This is a genomic window from Bradyrhizobium sp. B120, from assembly GCF_049075665.1.
Taxonomy (GTDB): Bacteria; Pseudomonadota; Alphaproteobacteria; order Rhizobiales; family Xanthobacteraceae; genus Bradyrhizobium.
The window spans coordinates 3,970,340-3,985,585 of record NZ_CP185242.1 but is presented as its reverse complement, the minus strand read 5'-3'; the positions used below and the strand labels follow the sequence as shown (position 1 = coordinate 3,985,585).

Below are 15,246 nucleotides of genomic sequence, written 5' to 3'. Positions count from 1 at the left end.
GTTCCGGCGCCTTCGACCCGTCGGCCAGTGGCCGAACGCGCCGCGCCAGAGTCCAGCCGGCACAGGCTGAGGTTGCGTCACGCAAAACCAGCGCGCTTGCTAAGGCGCAATTTTCGTGTTGCAATCCCTTCACAATCGGATTGCGGCCGTTCGACTGTGCGTTTCACGACGTTGATAGCCAAGGCTTCGAGAGGCGAAACTTCGGACTTGAAGACCTTGGATATAGAGACCCGGAAATTGAACAGACAGCGGAAAGCCCGCTTGTGGCGTGGCACGTGGAAAACGTGGCCGCGTCTTTTTTATGTCTAGACTGGGAGAGAGACGATGCCGAAGGGTACCGTCAAATGGTTCAACCCGACCAAAGGCTACGGGTTCATCAAGCCGGCCGTCGGCGACAAGGACGTGTTCGTCCACATCTCGGCGGTCGAACGCGCAGGTCTCAGCACATTGAACGAGAACCAGACCGTCGAGTACGAACTGGTGGAGAACCGCGGCAAGGCGTCGGCAGAGAACCTCAAGGTTCACTGAACGCCGCAGCTAGCGGAATTCATCCGGACGCTTCCCCCGGCCGCATCACCCGGGGGATTGTTCTCGGTGACCTCTCGTGCCACCGCGTGCTAGGGCGCCGGCGCGATCAGCGTGCTGTCGGTTGCCGCGCTGCCTTGCGTCCTGCAGACGTCGCCTTCGAGCTTGAGCCGGTCGCTCGCCAGCAGCCGCAGCGCCTCCGGATAGATGCGATGCTCGATGGTGATCACGCGTGCGGCGAGCGTCTCCGGCGTGTCGTCGTCAGCCACGGTGACCGCACCCTGCATCACGATCGGTCCGGCGTCGGTCTCCGGGATCACGAAATGCACCGTCGCGCCGGACAGCTTGACCCCTGCACGCAAGGCTTGGCCGTGCGGATCGAGGCCGGGAAAGCAGGGCAGCAGCGACGGATGGATGTTGAGCATCCGCCCGTACCAGTGCCGGACGAATTCGGCAGTGAACAGCCGCATGAAGCCGCCGAGGCAGATCAGCTCGACTTGGCTGTCGTCGAGCGCCCGTTGCAGCACCGCCTCGAAGCCGGCGCGGTCCTTGCCGAACGGCTTGCTCTCGATGACGACGGTCGGAATGCCGCTCGCGGCCGCCTTCTCGAGCCCGGGAGCATTAGGACGGTTGGAGATCACGGCGACGATTTCGGCCGGAAAATCCGCAGCCTTCGCAGCCTCGATCAGCGCGGCCATGTTGGAGCCGCGGCCGGAAATCAGGATGGCAACCCGGCGCTTCATTGCGAGAGATCGAGATGACCGTGATAGACCACGCGATGCTCGTGCTCATGCGCCCCCTTGGCCTCGATCACCTCACCGAGCAGCGTCACGGTCTCGCCGCCGGCGGTGAAGGCCTCGGTCACCGCATCGACCGCATCGGCCTTGACGATCGCTATCATGCCGATGCCGCAGTTGAAGGTGCGCAACAGCTCGAGCTCGGCGATGCCGCCCTGCTCGGCCAGCCATTTGAACACCGGCAGCACCGGCAGCCACGCCAGATCGATGCCGACGCCGAGATGCTTCGGCAGCACGCGCGGAATGTTGTCGGTGAAGCCGCCGCCGGTGATGTGGGCGAGCCCCTTCACCGCGCCGGTCTCGCGGATCGCGCGCAGGCAGGATTTCACATAGAGCTTGGTCGGCGTCAGCAGCGCCGCACCGAGCGTCATGACCGGTGCGAACGGCGCCGGCGCATCATAGCCAACCCCGGACTGCTCGACGATCTTGCGCACCAGCGAATAGCCGTTGGAGTGCACGCCCGAGGACGCCAGGCCGATCACGGCATCGCCCGCCGCGATATCCCCGGTCGGCAGCAGGGTTCCGCGCTCGGCCGCGCCGACCGCAAAACCGCCGAGGTCGTAATCGCCGTCCTTGTAGAGGCCGGGCATCTCGGCGGTCTCGCCGCCGATCAGCGCGCAGCCGGATTCGCGGCAGCCCTCGGCAATCCCCGCGACGATCTGCGCGGTGGCTTCCGGGTGGAGCTTGCCGCAGGCGAAATAGTCGAGGAAGAACAGCGGTTCCGCGCCCTGCACGACGAGGTCGTTGACCGACATCGCGACCAGGTCGATGCCGATGCCGTTGTGGATGCCGGTCTCGATCGCGATCTTCAGCTTGGTGCCGACGCCATCGGTCGCGGCCACCAGGACCGGATCCTTGAAGCCGGCGGCTTTGAGGTCGAACAGCCCGCCGAATCCGCCGATCTCGGCGTCCGCGCCGGGCCGTGCGGTGGCCCGCACCATCGGCTTGATCAGATCGACCAGACGATTGCCGGCGTCGATATCGACACCCGAATCCGCGTAAGTGAGCCCGTTTTTGCGCTCGGTCATGCCCAATTCCAGATGATAAGGGGCTGGTTACGAGGAATTCCGCCCCCGCGCAATGGCTCGCGGCGATGCTGCTGCGATACTATGTAGATAACACCCGGCCGCCGCGCAAAAGAGCCGGATATCGAGTAAAATCAGGCTTCTAGCCGGGAAGCGATTCAAGTTGAGCATTCCGAATATCATCACCCTCGGCCGCATCATCCTGGTGCCGGTGATCGTCTGGGCCATCGTCTCGAGCCAGATGGAGATCGCGTTCGCGATCTTCGTGATCGCCGGCGTCTCGGATGCGGTCGACGGTTTCCTTGCCAAGCGCTTCAACATGGCGAGCGAGCTCGGCGCCCTGCTCGACCCGCTCGCCGACAAGGCGCTGCTGGTGTCGATCTATGTCGCGCTCGGAATCTGGGGCGCGGTGCCGCGCTGGATCGTGATTCTCGTGGTGTCGCGCGACATCATGATCGTCTCCGCCGTGATTGTGTCATGGTTGTTCGACAAGCCGGTCGAGATGAAGCCGTTGATGGTGTCGAAGCTGAACACGGTGGCACAGGTCGCGTTCGCGGCTCTGGTGCTCGCCTCGCTCGGCTTCGGCTTTCAGCCGCACCCCTACGACCTGATCCTGATGGGTCTGGTCACGATCTTTACTTTGGGTTCGGTGTCCCTCTATCTCGTGGAGTGGGTGCGGCACATGAGCACGATCGAGGCTCGGTAGCGCACGATCCCGAAAAGTGGAAACCGGTTTGTCCTGCGACAAGCGCGAAGCGTTTGCGCAGGGTTCATGCTAGAATGAAGTGGTTTGGAGATTTGCGTGGCCGGTAGCGTTCAACCTCGTCAATTGGCCTTGGCCCTGCCGCACGAGGAGAAGCTGACCCGCGACGATTTCCTCGAGGGGCCCGCCAATGAGGCGGCGCTGGCGCTGATCGACGGCTGGCCCGACTGGCCGAACCGAATCATGCTGCTGGTCGGGCCCGAAGGCTCCGGCAAAAGCCACCTCGCCGCGATCTGGGCCGAGATCGCCGGCGCGCGCTCGACCGCGGCGCATGCCCTGACCGCCGACACGGTGCCGACGGCGCTTGCGACCGGCGCGCTGGTGGTCGAGGACCTCAGGCCGTCGGATTTCGACGAGCGCGCAATGTTCCATCTGATGAATCTCGCGCGCCAGGACGATGCCTTCGTGCTGATCACGGCGCGGGTGCCGCCGTCGGCGTTCGAAATCGAGCTCCGCGATCTGCGCTCGCGGCTCCGCGCGGTGCCGACGGTGACGCTGCTGCCGCCCGACGACCAGCTGTTCCGCGGCCTGATCGTCAAGTTCTGCGCCGACCGCCAGATGAGCGTGGACGAGCCGCTCGTGAGCTACCTGACCAACCGGATCGAGCGGTCCTACACCGCCGTCCGCCAGGCGGTCGAGCTGCTCGACACCGAGGCACTGCGGCTGGGCCGGCCGGTGACCCGGGCGTTGGCGGCGGAGCTGCTGCGCGATGCCTGACGGTCCCCGCGGCTTGACGGCGCAGGCCAACGGAACATCAATGTCATCGAAACGTCATCGCAATATCACATGTTCTGTGCGGCCCTCGGCTAGACCGCTCCGGCCCCCTGCCCCGAATTGGACCAGCACTTGATGGACTCGGCACAAGCACCTGAAATCAAAGAGAAAGAGGCGGAGCTCCCGCCCGTCCCCGCGGTCGCGACCAGCCCCGAGCGATTCATCAACCGAGAGCTGTCCTGGCTGCACTTCAACCGCCGGGTGCTCGAGGAATCGGTCAATCTCGGCCACCCCCTGCTGGAGCGGGTCCGCTTCCTGTCGATTTCGGCGAATAACCTCGACGAGTTCTTCATGGTCCGCGTCGCCGGCATCAAGGCCCAGGTCCGCGAGGGCATTGCCGAGCGCAGCCCGGACGGCCTGCTGCCGGCCGAGCAACTCGTGATGATCAACAAGACCGTGTCGCAACTCGCCTCCGACCAGCAGGCGATCTGGAGCGACCTGCGCGAGCTCCTGTCCAAGGTCGGCATCCAGCTGGTCGACGGGCGCGACGTCACCAAATCCGAACGCACCTGGATCGAGGATCACTTCCTCCACAACATCTTCCCGCTGCTGACCCCGCTCGCGATCGACCCGGCGCATCCGTTCCCGTTCATCCCGAACCTCGGCTTCACGGTCGCGCTGCAATTGTCGCGGATCGCCGACGGCAAGCCGATGAACGCGCTGATCCGCATGCCCGGCAAGATCGACCGCTTCATCCGCATTCCCTCGACCAAGGAAGGCGCGCCGGCGCGGCTAATCACGCTCGAGCAGGCGACCGGTCTGTTCATCGGCCGCCTGTTCCCCGGCTACACCGTCAAGGGCCAGGGCGCATTCCGCATCATCAGGGACTCCGAACTCGAAATCGAGGAAGAGGCCGAAGACCTCGTTCGCCTGTTCGAGACCGCACTCAAGCGCCGCCGGCGCGGATCGGTGATCCGGCTCGAGATCGAGGCCACGATGCCCGAAGAGCTGCGCGTCTTCGTGCAGCACGCGTTGTCGGCCGCGGACGATGAAGTGATCCTGGTCGACGGCGTGCTCGCGATGAACGAGCTGTCGCAGCTCACCCGCCTCAATCGCCCCGACCTCGAATTCCCGCCCTATGTGCCGCGCCATCCCGAGCGCGTGCGCGACCATGGCGGCGATATCTTCGCCGCGATCCGCCAGAAGGACCTCGTGGTCCACCACCCCTACGAATCCTTCGACGTCGTCGTCCAGTTCCTGCAGCAGGCGGCGCGCGATCCCGACGTGGTCGCGATCAAGCAGACGCTCTATCGCACCTCGAACAACTCGCCGATCGTGCGCGCGCTGGCGGACGCCGCCGAAGCCGGCAAGTCGGTGACCGCGCTGATCGAATTGAAGGCGCGGTTCGACGAGGAGGCCAATATCCGCTGGGCGCGCGACCTCGAACGCGCCGGCGTGCAGGTCGTCTACGGCTTCATCGAACTGAAGACCCACGCCAAGCTGTCGATGGTGGTGCGCCGCGAGGGCGGCAATCTCACCACCTATGTGCACACCGGCACCGGCAACTATCATCCGGTCACCGCCCGCATCTACACTGACGTCTCCTACTTCACGTCGGACCCGATCATCGGCCGCGACGTCGCGCGGGTGTTCAACTACATCACCGGCTATGCCGAGCCGAGCGACATCGAGAAGATGGCGGTCTCGCCGCTGACATTGCGCAAGCGGATCATCGAGCACATCCACGGCGAGATCGCTCACGTCAAGCATGGCCGGTCCGGCGCGATCTGGATGAAGATGAACGCGCTGGTCGACCCTGACATCATCGATGCGCTGTACGAGGCCTCGCAGGCCGGCGTCTCGATCGAGCTCGTGGTGCGCGGCATCTGCTGCCTGCGGCCGGGGCTGCCGGGATTGTCAGAGAACATCCGCGTCAAATCGGTGATCGGCCGATTCCTGGAACACGGCCGGATCTATTGCTTCGGCATGGGCCAGGGCCTGCCCAGCGCAAAAGCTGCTGTGTATATCTCGTCGGCCGACATGATGCCGCGCAACCTCGACCGCCGCGTCGAGGTGCTCTGTCCGCTGCAAAATCCGACGGTGCATCAGCAGGTTCTCGAACAGATCATGGTCGCGAACCTGAAGGACACCGAGCAGAGCTGGCAATTGTTGCCGGATGGGTCCTCAACGCGTATGAAGGCCGCGAAAGGCGAAGAGCCGTTCAATCTACATGACTATTTCATGACAAATCCGAGTCTGTCCGGCCGTGGTAAGTCTCTCAAGGAATCTTCACCGCGCCGTCTCACGCGTCGTAACGAGCGTCAGCAGCCATCGTCTTAAGGGGGCCTTACGGTGAAGCGGCCGCGGAAGCGCGCTTCCAGCGTCGCTGTGATCGATATCGGCTCGAACTCGGTTCGTCTCGTGGTTTACGAGGCGATGGCGCGCAGCCTCGTCACCATCTTCAACGAGAAGGCGCTGTGCGGGCTCGGACGCGAGGTGCAGAGCACCGGCCTGCTCGCAACCGATGCGGTCAACAAGGCGCTCACCGCGCTGCGTCGCTTTCGCGCGCTGTGCCGGATCCAGCAGGTCGGCCGCGTCTACGCGATTGCGACCGCGGCCTGCCGCGACGCCAAGAACGGTCCCGACTTCATCGCCCAGGCCGAGCGCATCTGCGGCGCCAAGATCGAAATCCTCACCGGACCGCGTGAAGCGAAGCTGTCTGCGCTCGGCGTCGTGTCCGGCGTGCACAATCCGAACGGCATCGTCGGCGATCTCGGCGGCGGCTCGCTCGAACTGATCGACGTCAGGGGCAACCGCGTGCGCAGCGGCGTGACGCTGCCGCTCGGCAGCCTTGCGCTGCAGGACCTCTCGAACAAATCGCTCAAGCGCGCCGAACGCATCGTCAAGAACGAGCTGCTCGGGGTCGCCCAGCTCAAGACCGGCCGCGGCCGCACCTTCTACGCGGTCGGCGGCACCTGGCGCGCGCTGGCGCGCATCCACATCATCCAGAGCGGCTACCCGCTCAAGGTGATGCACGGCTATTCGATTCCGGCGGCGGACGCGCTCGACTTCGCGCAACGGCTGCGGCGGCTTGCAGCCACCAACATGCTGGCCAATATCGAATCCGTCGCAGATGCGCGGCGGCCGCTATTGGCCTACGCCGCGCTCGTGCTCGAATACATCATCCGCGCCGCCCAGCCGAAGACCATCGTGTTCTCGACCTTCGGCGTGCGCGAGGGTCTGCTCTACGAGATGCTGCCGCAGGCCGAGCGCGCCAAGGATGGCCTGGTCTGCGCCGCCCAAAACCTCAACGAATTGCTGTCGCGCTCGGCCCGCCACGCCCAGGAGCTGACGGCGTGGACCGACCGGCTGGTGCGCGTCGTCAGGCTGCGCGAGACCGAGGAAGACCGCAGGCTGCGTCACGTCGCCTGCCTGCTCTCCGACATCGGCTGGCGCGTGCATCCCGATCATCGCGGCGAGGAAACCCTCAGCCTGATCATGAACGGCAATTTCGGCTCGATCACGCATCAGGGCCGCGCCTTTGTCGCGCTGTCCGTGTTCTATCGCTACGCCGGCCTCAGCGAGGAGAACGAGCCGCCGCCGCAAATCCGCGCGCTGGTGACGCCGGCGATGGACGAGCGCGCGCGTGTGCTCGGCGCCGCGTTCCGTGTCGCACATCTGATCACGGCGGCGCGCACCGGCGTGCTGCCGGCAACGCATTTCCGCACCCAGGGCCGCAAGCTGATGCTGGTGTTCGAGCATCGGATGGTGGATCTGGTCGCCGATCGCGTCGGCAGCCGCTTCAAGCAACTGGCGCGGCTGCTCGGGCGCGCCGGCTCGATCGTGCGGCGCTAGGCTTCACGCCGCCCCCTCACGCCGCCTTGGCAGCGTGCTTGGCTTTCCGGAGCGTGTGACGGCGCCAGAGCGATCCGATGACCAGCACCACGACGATGCCGAGCACGGCGAGCGTGATCTCGCCGCCGTTGCCGCCATGCGCGAATTGCGGCGACATGCCGACCGAGGTCAGCCAGGAATCGAGCCTGGCACCGAGCGGTCCGGCGAACAGCGCATCCAGCTTGGGATGCACGGCCGGATCGGTCGCGATGACGTCGCCCGCGATCCAGCCGAGCAGTGCGGCGCCGGCCCAGACCAGGATCGGCAGTTTGGTGAGCAGCGCCATGATCAGCGCCGCACCGGCAACGATCAGGGGAACGCTGATCGCAAGGCCGAGCACCAGCAGCGGCACGCTGCCATTGGCGGCAGCGGCGACCGCGATCACATTGTCGAGGCTCATCACGATGTCGGCGACCACGACGATCTGAACCGCGGCCCACAGATGCGAGGCCGTATTCACGCTGTCTTCGTCCTCCTGCTCCGGCACAAGGAGCTTGGCGGCGATCACGATCAGCGCCAGTCCACCAACCAGCTTCAGGTAGGGAAGCGCCATCAGGCTGGCGACGATGCCGGTGAAGATGACGCGCAGCAGCACCGCCGCGGCGGCGCCGAGAATCATGCCCCACAGGCGCTGACGCGGCGCGAGGCCACGGCAGGCCAGCGCGATCACGAGCGCATTGTCGCCCGACAGCAGGACGTTGATCCAGATGATCTTGCCGACGGCGACCCAGAAGGTCGGGGTCGCCATCTCGTTCTTGAACTCGGTGAAGAACGCGCCGATGTACGCCGGATCAAAGATCTGCCACAGCCAGTCCACAGCGAGTCCTATTCGGCCTTGCGGCCGCCCCTGGCGGCGGTGGTCCGCCGCTCCCAGTTCACGTCGACGCGGTCTCCCCAGGAGACCGCGTCACTTTCTGTTGTTCGGCCTTAGCCGACGATCTCGTTGCCGGCGAAGAACTGCGCGATCTCGATCACCGCGGTCTCCGGCGCATCCGAACCGTGCACCGAATTCTCGCCGATCGACTTCGCATAGAGCTTGCGGATGGTGCCTTCGGCGGCCTTCGACGGATCGGTCGCGCCCATCACGTCGCGATACTTCAGGATGGCGCCCTCGCCTTCCAGCACCTGGACCACCACGGGGCCGGAGGTCATGAAGTCGACCAGTTCGCCGAAGAACGGGCGCGCCTTGTGGACGGCATAGAAGGTTTCGGCCTGGCCGCGGGTCATCTGGATGCGCTTCTGCGCCACGACCCGCAGGCCCGCCTTCTCGATCACCGCGTTGACCGCGCCGGTCAGGTTGCGCTCGGTGGCATCGGGCTTGATGATCGAAAAGGTGCGTTCAATCGCCATGATTTCGTCCTTGTAAACGGTGGCTGGGAGTTGCCGGGGCTTATATCGGCGCGATGGGGTAACGGCAAGCGACCCTGTGACGCGTTAGCCTTTAGTTTTGATGGATTTTCACGACAAAAACCGTCGTCCGGGCGCTCTCCGGACAGAGACAGGCTCGGCCAACTTACCGCGATTTCACTTAGGTGAACCCATTCTGACAGCGCCGTGCCGCTGCCGTTCAGCCGCAGCCGCCTAGGCTCAGCACCGATCGGACGCCTTGCTGGCCCCCCATCCGCAAGCCTCACAGGACGTCTCGGGAAACGATGTCACCGCGGGCGCGTCATCCGCGCCCATAGCTCGAGGAGACGATCATGTTACGCAAATTATCGCTCGCTGCCGTTGCCGCAATTTCGCTCGGTGCCGCCGCACTCGCCCCGACCTCCGCCTCGGCCTGGGGTGGTTGGCACGGCGGCTGGCACGGTGGATGGCACCACGGCTGGTGGGGCGGCCCGCGCGTCATCGTCGGAGGTCCGGCCTACTACGGCGGCTATGGATACGGCTACGGCGGTGGCGGTTGCTACGTGCGCCGCGTCGTCCCGACCCCGTGGGGTCCCCGCTGGCGCCTGGTCAATCGCTGCTACTGATCCATCCGTTCTGTCGACTACTCCCCTGACTTGCTTTCGCCCCGGCCTTGCGCCGGGGCTTTTTTTATGCCCGCCAGGGAACCCGGCCGCACGATGCGCCTCACTACCTCAAGGCGAGAGTAAGGCGGAACCGAAACCAAATTCGGGGGTCGCGACTTGTCATGGCAAGGACTTACGAAACAGCGAGGTGGAACTCGCCAAGAGACATTCCAAGAGAAATGCCAATGACAATGACCCAGACCGACAACGATCCCGATCAGATTGATCGCAAGACCTGCCGTTACATCTGCGATGCCGTGGGTGAGCGACTCCAGCAAAGCATGCGGCCAGAACCCGCATTGTCGTCCCGCCTGCAGCAGCTCCTCGAGGAGATGCAACGCCGGGACAACGAGCGCCACTAGATATCACCATCAGGTATTGTGGGCTCACCAGCAGCCCATTGCGTTTTTGCAACAGCCGTACGGAGAGATTTTACAAACAGACGGGTTGCGTTTGGCAGCGGGTCCGGTGACAACGCTGCATGCTCTCCATCACTGACATTTCAGTCCGGATCGCCGGGCGGCTGTTGATTGATCACAGTTCTGTGCAAATCGTGCCCGGCGCACGCGTCGGATTTGTCGGCCGTAACGGTGTCGGCAAGTCGACGCTGTTTCATGCTATCCGGGGCGAGCTCCCGACCGAGAGCGGCAGTATCGCGCTTCCGCCGCGCTGGCGGATCGGCAGCCTCGCGCAGGAAGCACCCGACGGGCCTGAAAGCCTGATCAATGTCGTGCTGAAGGCCGACCTCGAGCGCGACGCGCTGCTGGGCGAGGCTGAGACCGCGCACGACCCGCATCGGATCGCCGAGATCCAGACCCGGCTGGTCGATATCGACGCCCACTCCGCCCCGGCCCGTGCCGCGGCGATCCTCTCCGGCCTCGGCTTCTCGACATCAGACCAGGCACGGCCGTGCGCGGAATTCTCCGGCGGCTGGCGCATGCGCGTCGCGCTGGCGGCGACGCTGTTCTCCGCACCCGATCTGCTGCTGCTGGACGAACCGACCAACTATCTCGATCTCGAGGGCACGTTGTGGCTCGAGAACCACCTCGCCAACTATCCGCGCACGGTGATCGTGATCAGCCACGACCGCGATCTCCTCGACACCTCGGTCGATCAGATCCTGCACCTCGATCGCGGCAAGCTCACGCTCTACAAGGGGACCTACTCCTCGTTCGAGGAACAGCGTGCCGCGCGCGAATTGCTCGACGCCAAGCACGCCAAGCGGCAGGCCGATGAGCGCAAGCGCCTGCAGGACTTCGTCGACCGCTTCAAGGCCAAGGCCTCCAAGGCGCGGCAGGCGCAGTCGCGCGTCAAGATGCTGGAGCGGATGAAGCCGATCACCGCGCTGGTGACCCAGGACGTTCGCGAGATCTCCTTTCCGGCACCGGAGAAGCTGCTGTCGCCGCCGATCATCGCGGTCGACGACGTCTCGGTCGGCTACGAGCCGGGCAAGCCCGTGCTCAATCGTGTCACGCTGCGCGTCGATCCCGACGACCGCATCGCGCTCCTCGGTTCGAACGGCAACGGCAAGTCGACGCTGGTCAAGCTGCTGGCAGGCAAGCTCGCGCCGTTCGCGGGCAAGATCACGCGGGCCGATAAATTATCGGTCGGCTATTTCGCTCAGCACCAGGTCGACGAGCTCAACCTCGACGGCTCGCCCTATGATCACATCCGCAAGCTGATGCCCGAGGCGCCGGAGAGCAAGGTGCGCGGCCGCGTCGGCGCGATCGGCTTCTCCGGCAAGGCCGGCGACACGTTGGTGAAGAGCCTGTCGGGGGGCGAGAAGGCGCGGCTGCTGCTTGGGCTTGCGACGTTCTACGCCCCCAACATGATCATCCTGGACGAGCCGACCAACCATCTCGACATCGACAGCCGCGCGACGCTGGCAGAGGCGATCAACGAATTCCCCGGCGCCATCATGATGGTCTCGCACGATCGCTATCTGATCGAGGCCTGCGCCGATCGTCTGTGGGTCGTCGCCAACCAGACCGTGACCGCATATGACGGCGATCTCGACGAATATCGCCGCATGATCCTGTCTTCCAATGACAGCCGGCCGGCGCCGCGTGAGCGCGTCAAGGAGCCGGCAAAGCCGGAACGCAACCGCAATGAAAGGCGCGCTTCACCGAGGCAGCGGGTCGCGCAGGCCGAGAGCGAGATCGAGCGCATCAACGGCATCATCGCCAAGATCGATACCGCGCTCGCGCTGCCCGATATTTTCACCCGCGATCCCAAGCAGGCCGCACAGCTGACCAAGGCGCGCGCCGGCGCCGAGAGCGCGCTGCAACGCGCCGAGGAAGAATGGCTGGAAGCGAGCGCCGAACTCGACGAAGCCGCGAACTAGATTTGATCCGCCGGCATTTTCGGTGTCGTCCCTGCGAAAGCAGGGACCCATAACCACCGATGCTCATTATTGCGCGATCACGGAACGACGAGTCCCCTTAACCATATCCGCCGCAGAGTATGGGTCCCTGCTTTCGCAGGGACGACGTGTGGAGGGAGGCATAGACCTGCCGCGGCCGGCGTATTTGCCCTAGCCGTGCGAGGTCTTTTTCTTCTTCGGCTTCGCGGGCTTCGGCTCCGGCGCAGCATCCGGGCCGCGCTCGACCGACGTCAGGCGTCCTGAGGAGAACGTATAGATACCGGCGCGCGCGCCGCGCGACCAGGTCACGACCGCGACGCGCTCGCCGCCGGGCCCGCTGGACAGGTTGACGCTGTCGGGGGCGCCGATGCCGCGCACGACGTCGCATTCGGTGTGACCAAGCGCAACACTGCCGCCGGTCGGCTGCGGCGGTGGCGCACCGCCAGCCTGCGCGTTCGCGTCAGTGGCACCCGCCGGCGGCGCCATGCCGGGACAGCCTCCATCGGCACTGACGAGATCGTCATTGGTTACCGGCTTGTCCGGCGTCAGCGGCGGCGATTCGATCGAGATGTTGCGGATGAACACCCGGCCGGGCCGCGAGAACCAATCCGCGTCACGCGAAAAGATGTCGGACGCGCTCGAGCAGCCGGCAAGGCCAGGTGCAAGTACCAGCAACGCCAGCAGCGACTTCCGACTGAATGTTCCATCACGCACGATCGACAAGGCTCCTAACCCCTCTACCTAAGGGCTTGTCCGAACATCACTTTGCGGCATGACCGTGGCCCGCCCCAAGACCCGCCTCAAGAAACGTCGAATTATCATTAATTCATCGATATCGCTATTGGCGCCGCTGCCAGCGTCCCCGCTCGTCGGTCTGCCAATAGGTGACCTCGAAGCCGCGCGCCTTGCAGGCGGTCCAGCTCTCCCGTGCCGAAGCCACCGCGTCGGGGTCGTCGCCGTTGAACACCAGGACCAGGCGCTCGTAGCTGTCGCAGTCGTCCGGGAGCGACGCGTTGTCGACCAGGAACCGGACATTGGCCCGGTTCGGATTGCCTTCCTCGACCGACAGGATGATCGGCTGGTCCTGGGCGTCGGCCACCCGCGCGCTCGCATGCGGCAGGAACGAATCGTCGCTGTAGGTCCACAAATGCGCGTCGAGCGTCTCGGCGCGCTCCTGCGACGTCGATTGCACGACCACCCGCCAGCCGCGCTCGAGCGACTTCTCGAGCAGCGGCGGCAGCACGCTCTCCAGCGTCATGTTCTGCAGATGGTAGAACAGAACCTCGGTCATGCGCCGGCCGACACTCTATTACTTCTTGGCTTCATAATATTCGGAGACGAGCCGCTCGAGTAGCCGGACACCGTAACCGGAGCCCCAGCTCTGATTGATCTCGGTCTTCGGCGCGCCCATCGCGGTGCCGGCGATGTCGAGATGGGCCCAGGGCGTGCCGTCGACGAAGCGCTGCAGGAATTGCGCGGCCGTGATCGAGCCGCCATTGCGCCCGCCGGTGTTCTTCATGTCGGCGAATTGCGAGTCGATCTGCTTGTCGTATTCCGGACCGAGCGGCATGCGCCACACTTTCTCTCCGGTCTCGAGGCCGACCTTGGCGAGGCGCTCGGCGAGTTCGTCATTGTTGGAGAACAGGCCGGCGTAATCGGTGCCGAGCGCGACCATGATCGCGCCGGTCAACGTTGCAAGATCGACCATGAATTTCGGCTTGCACTTCTTGGCGACGTACCAGAGCACGTCGGCGAGCACGAGGCGCCCCTCGGCGTCGGTGTTGATGATTTCGATGGTCTGGCCGGACATCGAGGTGACGATGTCGCCCGGACGCTGCGCGTTGCCGTCGGGCATGTTCTCGACGAGGCCGATGGCGCCGACCGCATTGACGCGGGCCTTGCGCGCCGCGAGCGCGTGCATCAGCCCGACCACGCAAGCCGCACCGCCCATGTCACCCTTCATATCCTCCATGCCGCCGGCCGACTTGATGGAGATACCGCCGGTGTCGAAGCAGACGCCCTTGCCGACGAATGCGACCGGCGCCTCGCTCTTCTTGCCGCCGTTCCAGCGCATGATCACGGTGCGGCTGGGCCGTTCCGAGCCCTGCCCGACGCCGAGCAGCGCGCCCATGCCGAGCTTGGTCATCGCCTTGACGTCGAGCACCTCGACGGTGACGCCGAGCTTGCGCAGCTGGCTGGCGCGGCGCGCGAACTCTTCCGGGTACAGCACGTTCGGCGGCTCGTTGACGAGCTCACGCGCCAGGTTCACGCCGTCCACGATGGACGATTCGGGCGCAAACGCCTTCCTGGCAGAAGCGACGTCGTCGACCGCGATCGAGACATCGGCGCGCACGGCGCCGTCCTCGCCGTCCTTCTTCTTGGTCTTGTAGCGGTCGAACTTGTAGGCGCGCAGGCGGATGCCGGTGGCGATGGTCGCCGCCTGGACGGCTGTCATCGCGGCATCGGGCAGTTCCGCGAGGACGGTCATCGCACCGCTGCCGGCGTTGAGCTTGCCGGCCACCACGCCGCCGAATTTGAGAAGATCCTTCTCCTTGAGGTCGGCCGCCTTGCCGGTGCCGACCACGATCAGCCGGTCGACCTTGATTCCTTCCGGCGCCAGGATGTCCAGCGCCGCCCCGCTCTTGCCCTTGAACTGATTGGCGGCCGCGGCCCGCTTGACGGTCTCGGCGGCAGCTCCCAGCGCCTTCCGGGTGGCGGCTCCCAGCTTCAATTGCTCGTCGCAAAAGGCGACCAGAATGCCGCGGGCGGACGCGGAGAACGGGACGAAGCCGACCTTGACGGCGTCGGACATAGGAAAATCCTCCAGAACTCAGGGTGTTGCTCGGGCCTGAGGCGGCCCTTCCGGCACGCGGGGGTGAGCATTGCGATGGCGGTCCGGAGCGACCCGGACCGGGCTTGTGGCACACTATGACCTGTCGGCTGCGCCGCTGCCAAGCGCCGGAGTGGCCGGAAGGCCACAAAAGCGATTAATTAACCATAAATTAAGCGTGCCTTGGCCCGGCCATTTTGTTGACGGATCAAAGGGATGGTAGTGAGATTGTGAACAGAGAGTGAGCCGGACGAGTCCGCGGCTCGACCATAGGGGAACCCGGGTTGACGGGATTGGTCGAAAGCCGTGCGTTTGGTTGCGCCA

The 15,246-nt window shown here is 65.1% G+C and carries 15 protein-coding genes; 8 read left to right on the top strand and 7 right to left on the bottom strand.

Annotated elements, in window-relative coordinates; all coding sequences use genetic code 11:
- Positions 1 to 324: 324 nt before the first annotated feature.
- Positions 325 to 528, top strand: coding sequence for a cold-shock protein (locus tag ACOIX3_RS18015; RefSeq protein WP_021079877.1), 204 nt, complete (start codon positions 325 to 327; stop codon positions 526 to 528).
- A gap of 89 nt (positions 529 to 617) precedes the next feature.
- Here the strand turns inward: ACOIX3_RS18015 and purN are convergent, their stop codons facing one another.
- A complete protein-coding gene (gene purN / locus ACOIX3_RS18010; protein WP_420971180.1) occupies positions 618 to 1,268 on the bottom strand; it encodes a phosphoribosylglycinamide formyltransferase in 651 nt (216 codons plus the stop codon).
- Complete coding sequence (gene purM / locus ACOIX3_RS18005; protein ID WP_420971179.1) at positions 1,265 to 2,350, bottom strand: phosphoribosylformylglycinamidine cyclo-ligase; 1,086 nt, start codon at positions 2,348 to 2,350, stop codon at positions 1,265 to 1,267. Before purM ends, purN begins: the two co-directional genes overlap by 4 nt.
- 160 nt (positions 2,351 to 2,510) lie before the next feature.
- Between purM and ACOIX3_RS18000 the strand changes: the two genes are divergently transcribed.
- The 4 genes from ACOIX3_RS18000 (at position 2,511) to ppx (ending at position 7,679) form a co-directional block, all read left to right on the top strand.
- Entirely contained in the window at positions 2,511 to 3,053 is a 543-nt protein-coding gene (locus tag ACOIX3_RS18000; protein ID WP_092113493.1) for a CDP-alcohol phosphatidyltransferase family protein, read from the top strand.
- A gap of 96 nt (positions 3,054 to 3,149) precedes the next feature.
- On the top strand, positions 3,150 to 3,827 hold the full coding sequence (locus tag ACOIX3_RS17995) for a chromosomal replication initiator DnaA (protein WP_420971178.1): 678 nt from the start codon (positions 3,150 to 3,152) through the stop codon (positions 3,825 to 3,827).
- Between the two features lie 132 nt (positions 3,828 to 3,959).
- The gene (locus ACOIX3_RS17990) at positions 3,960 to 6,164 is read left to right on the top strand and encodes an RNA degradosome polyphosphate kinase (RefSeq protein ID WP_420971177.1); all 2,205 of its coding nucleotides are present in this window, start codon (positions 3,960 to 3,962) and stop codon (positions 6,162 to 6,164) included.
- A gap of 12 nt (positions 6,165 to 6,176) precedes the next feature.
- Positions 6,177 to 7,679, top strand: a complete 1,503-nt coding sequence (gene ppx, locus ACOIX3_RS17985) for an exopolyphosphatase (protein ID WP_420971176.1) — start codon at positions 6,177 to 6,179, stop codon at positions 7,677 to 7,679.
- 16 nt (positions 7,680 to 7,695) lie between these two features.
- Here ppx and ACOIX3_RS17980 read toward each other — a convergent pair whose 3' ends face one another.
- Positions 7,696 to 8,535, bottom strand: a complete 840-nt coding sequence (locus ACOIX3_RS17980; RefSeq protein WP_420971175.1) for a TerC family protein — start codon at positions 8,533 to 8,535, stop codon at positions 7,696 to 7,698.
- Positions 8,536 to 8,645: 110 nt separating this feature from the next.
- Entirely contained in the window at positions 8,646 to 9,068 is a 423-nt protein-coding gene (ndk, locus tag ACOIX3_RS17975) for a nucleoside-diphosphate kinase (RefSeq protein WP_050425938.1), read from the bottom strand.
- A gap of 350 nt (positions 9,069 to 9,418) precedes the next feature.
- Here ndk and ACOIX3_RS17970 point away from each other — a divergent pair, with 350 nt between their 5' ends.
- From ACOIX3_RS17970 to ACOIX3_RS17960, 3 genes are all read left to right on the top strand, one after another.
- Complete coding sequence (locus ACOIX3_RS17970; RefSeq protein WP_420971174.1) at positions 9,419 to 9,691, top strand: sulfur globule protein precursor; 273 nt, start codon at positions 9,419 to 9,421, stop codon at positions 9,689 to 9,691.
- Between the two features lie 230 nt (positions 9,692 to 9,921).
- Positions 9,922 to 10,092 carry a hypothetical protein gene (locus tag ACOIX3_RS17965; RefSeq protein ID WP_420971172.1) on the top strand — a complete coding sequence of 57 codons (171 nt, stop codon included), beginning with the start codon at positions 9,922 to 9,924 and terminating at the stop codon, positions 10,090 to 10,092.
- Between the two features lie 119 nt (positions 10,093 to 10,211).
- The gene (locus tag ACOIX3_RS17960; protein WP_420971171.1) at positions 10,212 to 12,074 is read left to right on the top strand and encodes an ABC-F family ATP-binding cassette domain-containing protein; all 1,863 of its coding nucleotides are present in this window, start codon (positions 10,212 to 10,214) and stop codon (positions 12,072 to 12,074) included.
- 189 nt (positions 12,075 to 12,263) lie between these two features.
- On the opposite strand, the gene ACOIX3_RS17955 is transcribed toward ACOIX3_RS17960, so the two are convergent.
- The 3 genes from ACOIX3_RS17955 to ACOIX3_RS17945 all read right to left on the bottom strand — a co-directional run bounded on the left by ACOIX3_RS17955 (position 12,264) and on the right by ACOIX3_RS17945 (position 14,904).
- Positions 12,264 to 12,815, bottom strand: coding sequence for a hypothetical protein (locus ACOIX3_RS17955; protein WP_420971169.1), 552 nt, complete (start codon positions 12,813 to 12,815; stop codon positions 12,264 to 12,266).
- A gap of 115 nt (positions 12,816 to 12,930) precedes the next feature.
- Positions 12,931 to 13,383, bottom strand: coding sequence for a DNA polymerase III subunit chi (locus ACOIX3_RS17950; RefSeq protein WP_420971168.1), 453 nt, complete (start codon positions 13,381 to 13,383; stop codon positions 12,931 to 12,933).
- Positions 13,384 to 13,401: 18 nt separating this feature from the next.
- Complete coding sequence (locus ACOIX3_RS17945; RefSeq protein WP_420971166.1) at positions 13,402 to 14,904, bottom strand: leucyl aminopeptidase; 1,503 nt, start codon at positions 14,902 to 14,904, stop codon at positions 13,402 to 13,404.
- Between the last annotated feature and the right edge of the window lie 342 nt (positions 14,905 to 15,246).

Coding starts and splice junctions, on each gene's coding strand:
- ACOIX3_RS17960 (WP_420971171.1), top strand. CDS start 10,212: ATGCTCTCCATCACTGACATTTCAGTCCGGATCGCCGGGCGGCTGTTG.
- purN (WP_420971180.1), bottom strand. CDS start 1,268: ATGAAGCGCCGGGTTGCCATCCTGATTTCCGGCCGCGGCTCCAACATG.
- ndk (WP_050425938.1), bottom strand. CDS start 9,068: ATGGCGATTGAACGCACCTTTTCGATCATCAAGCCCGATGCCACCGAG.
- ACOIX3_RS17965 (WP_420971172.1), top strand. CDS start 9,922: ATGACCCAGACCGACAACGATCCCGATCAGATTGATCGCAAGACCTGC.
- ACOIX3_RS17970 (WP_420971174.1), top strand. CDS start 9,419: ATGTTACGCAAATTATCGCTCGCTGCCGTTGCCGCAATTTCGCTCGGT.
- ACOIX3_RS17950 (WP_420971168.1), bottom strand. CDS start 13,383: ATGACCGAGGTTCTGTTCTACCATCTGCAGAACATGACGCTGGAGAGC.
- ACOIX3_RS17945 (WP_420971166.1), bottom strand. CDS start 14,904: ATGTCCGACGCCGTCAAGGTCGGCTTCGTCCCGTTCTCCGCGTCCGCC.
- ACOIX3_RS17990 (WP_420971177.1), top strand. CDS start 3,960: ATGGACTCGGCACAAGCACCTGAAATCAAAGAGAAAGAGGCGGAGCTC.
- ACOIX3_RS18015 (WP_021079877.1), top strand. CDS start 325: ATGCCGAAGGGTACCGTCAAATGGTTCAACCCGACCAAAGGCTACGGG.
- purM (WP_420971179.1), bottom strand. CDS start 2,350: ATGACCGAGCGCAAAAACGGGCTCACTTACGCGGATTCGGGTGTCGAT.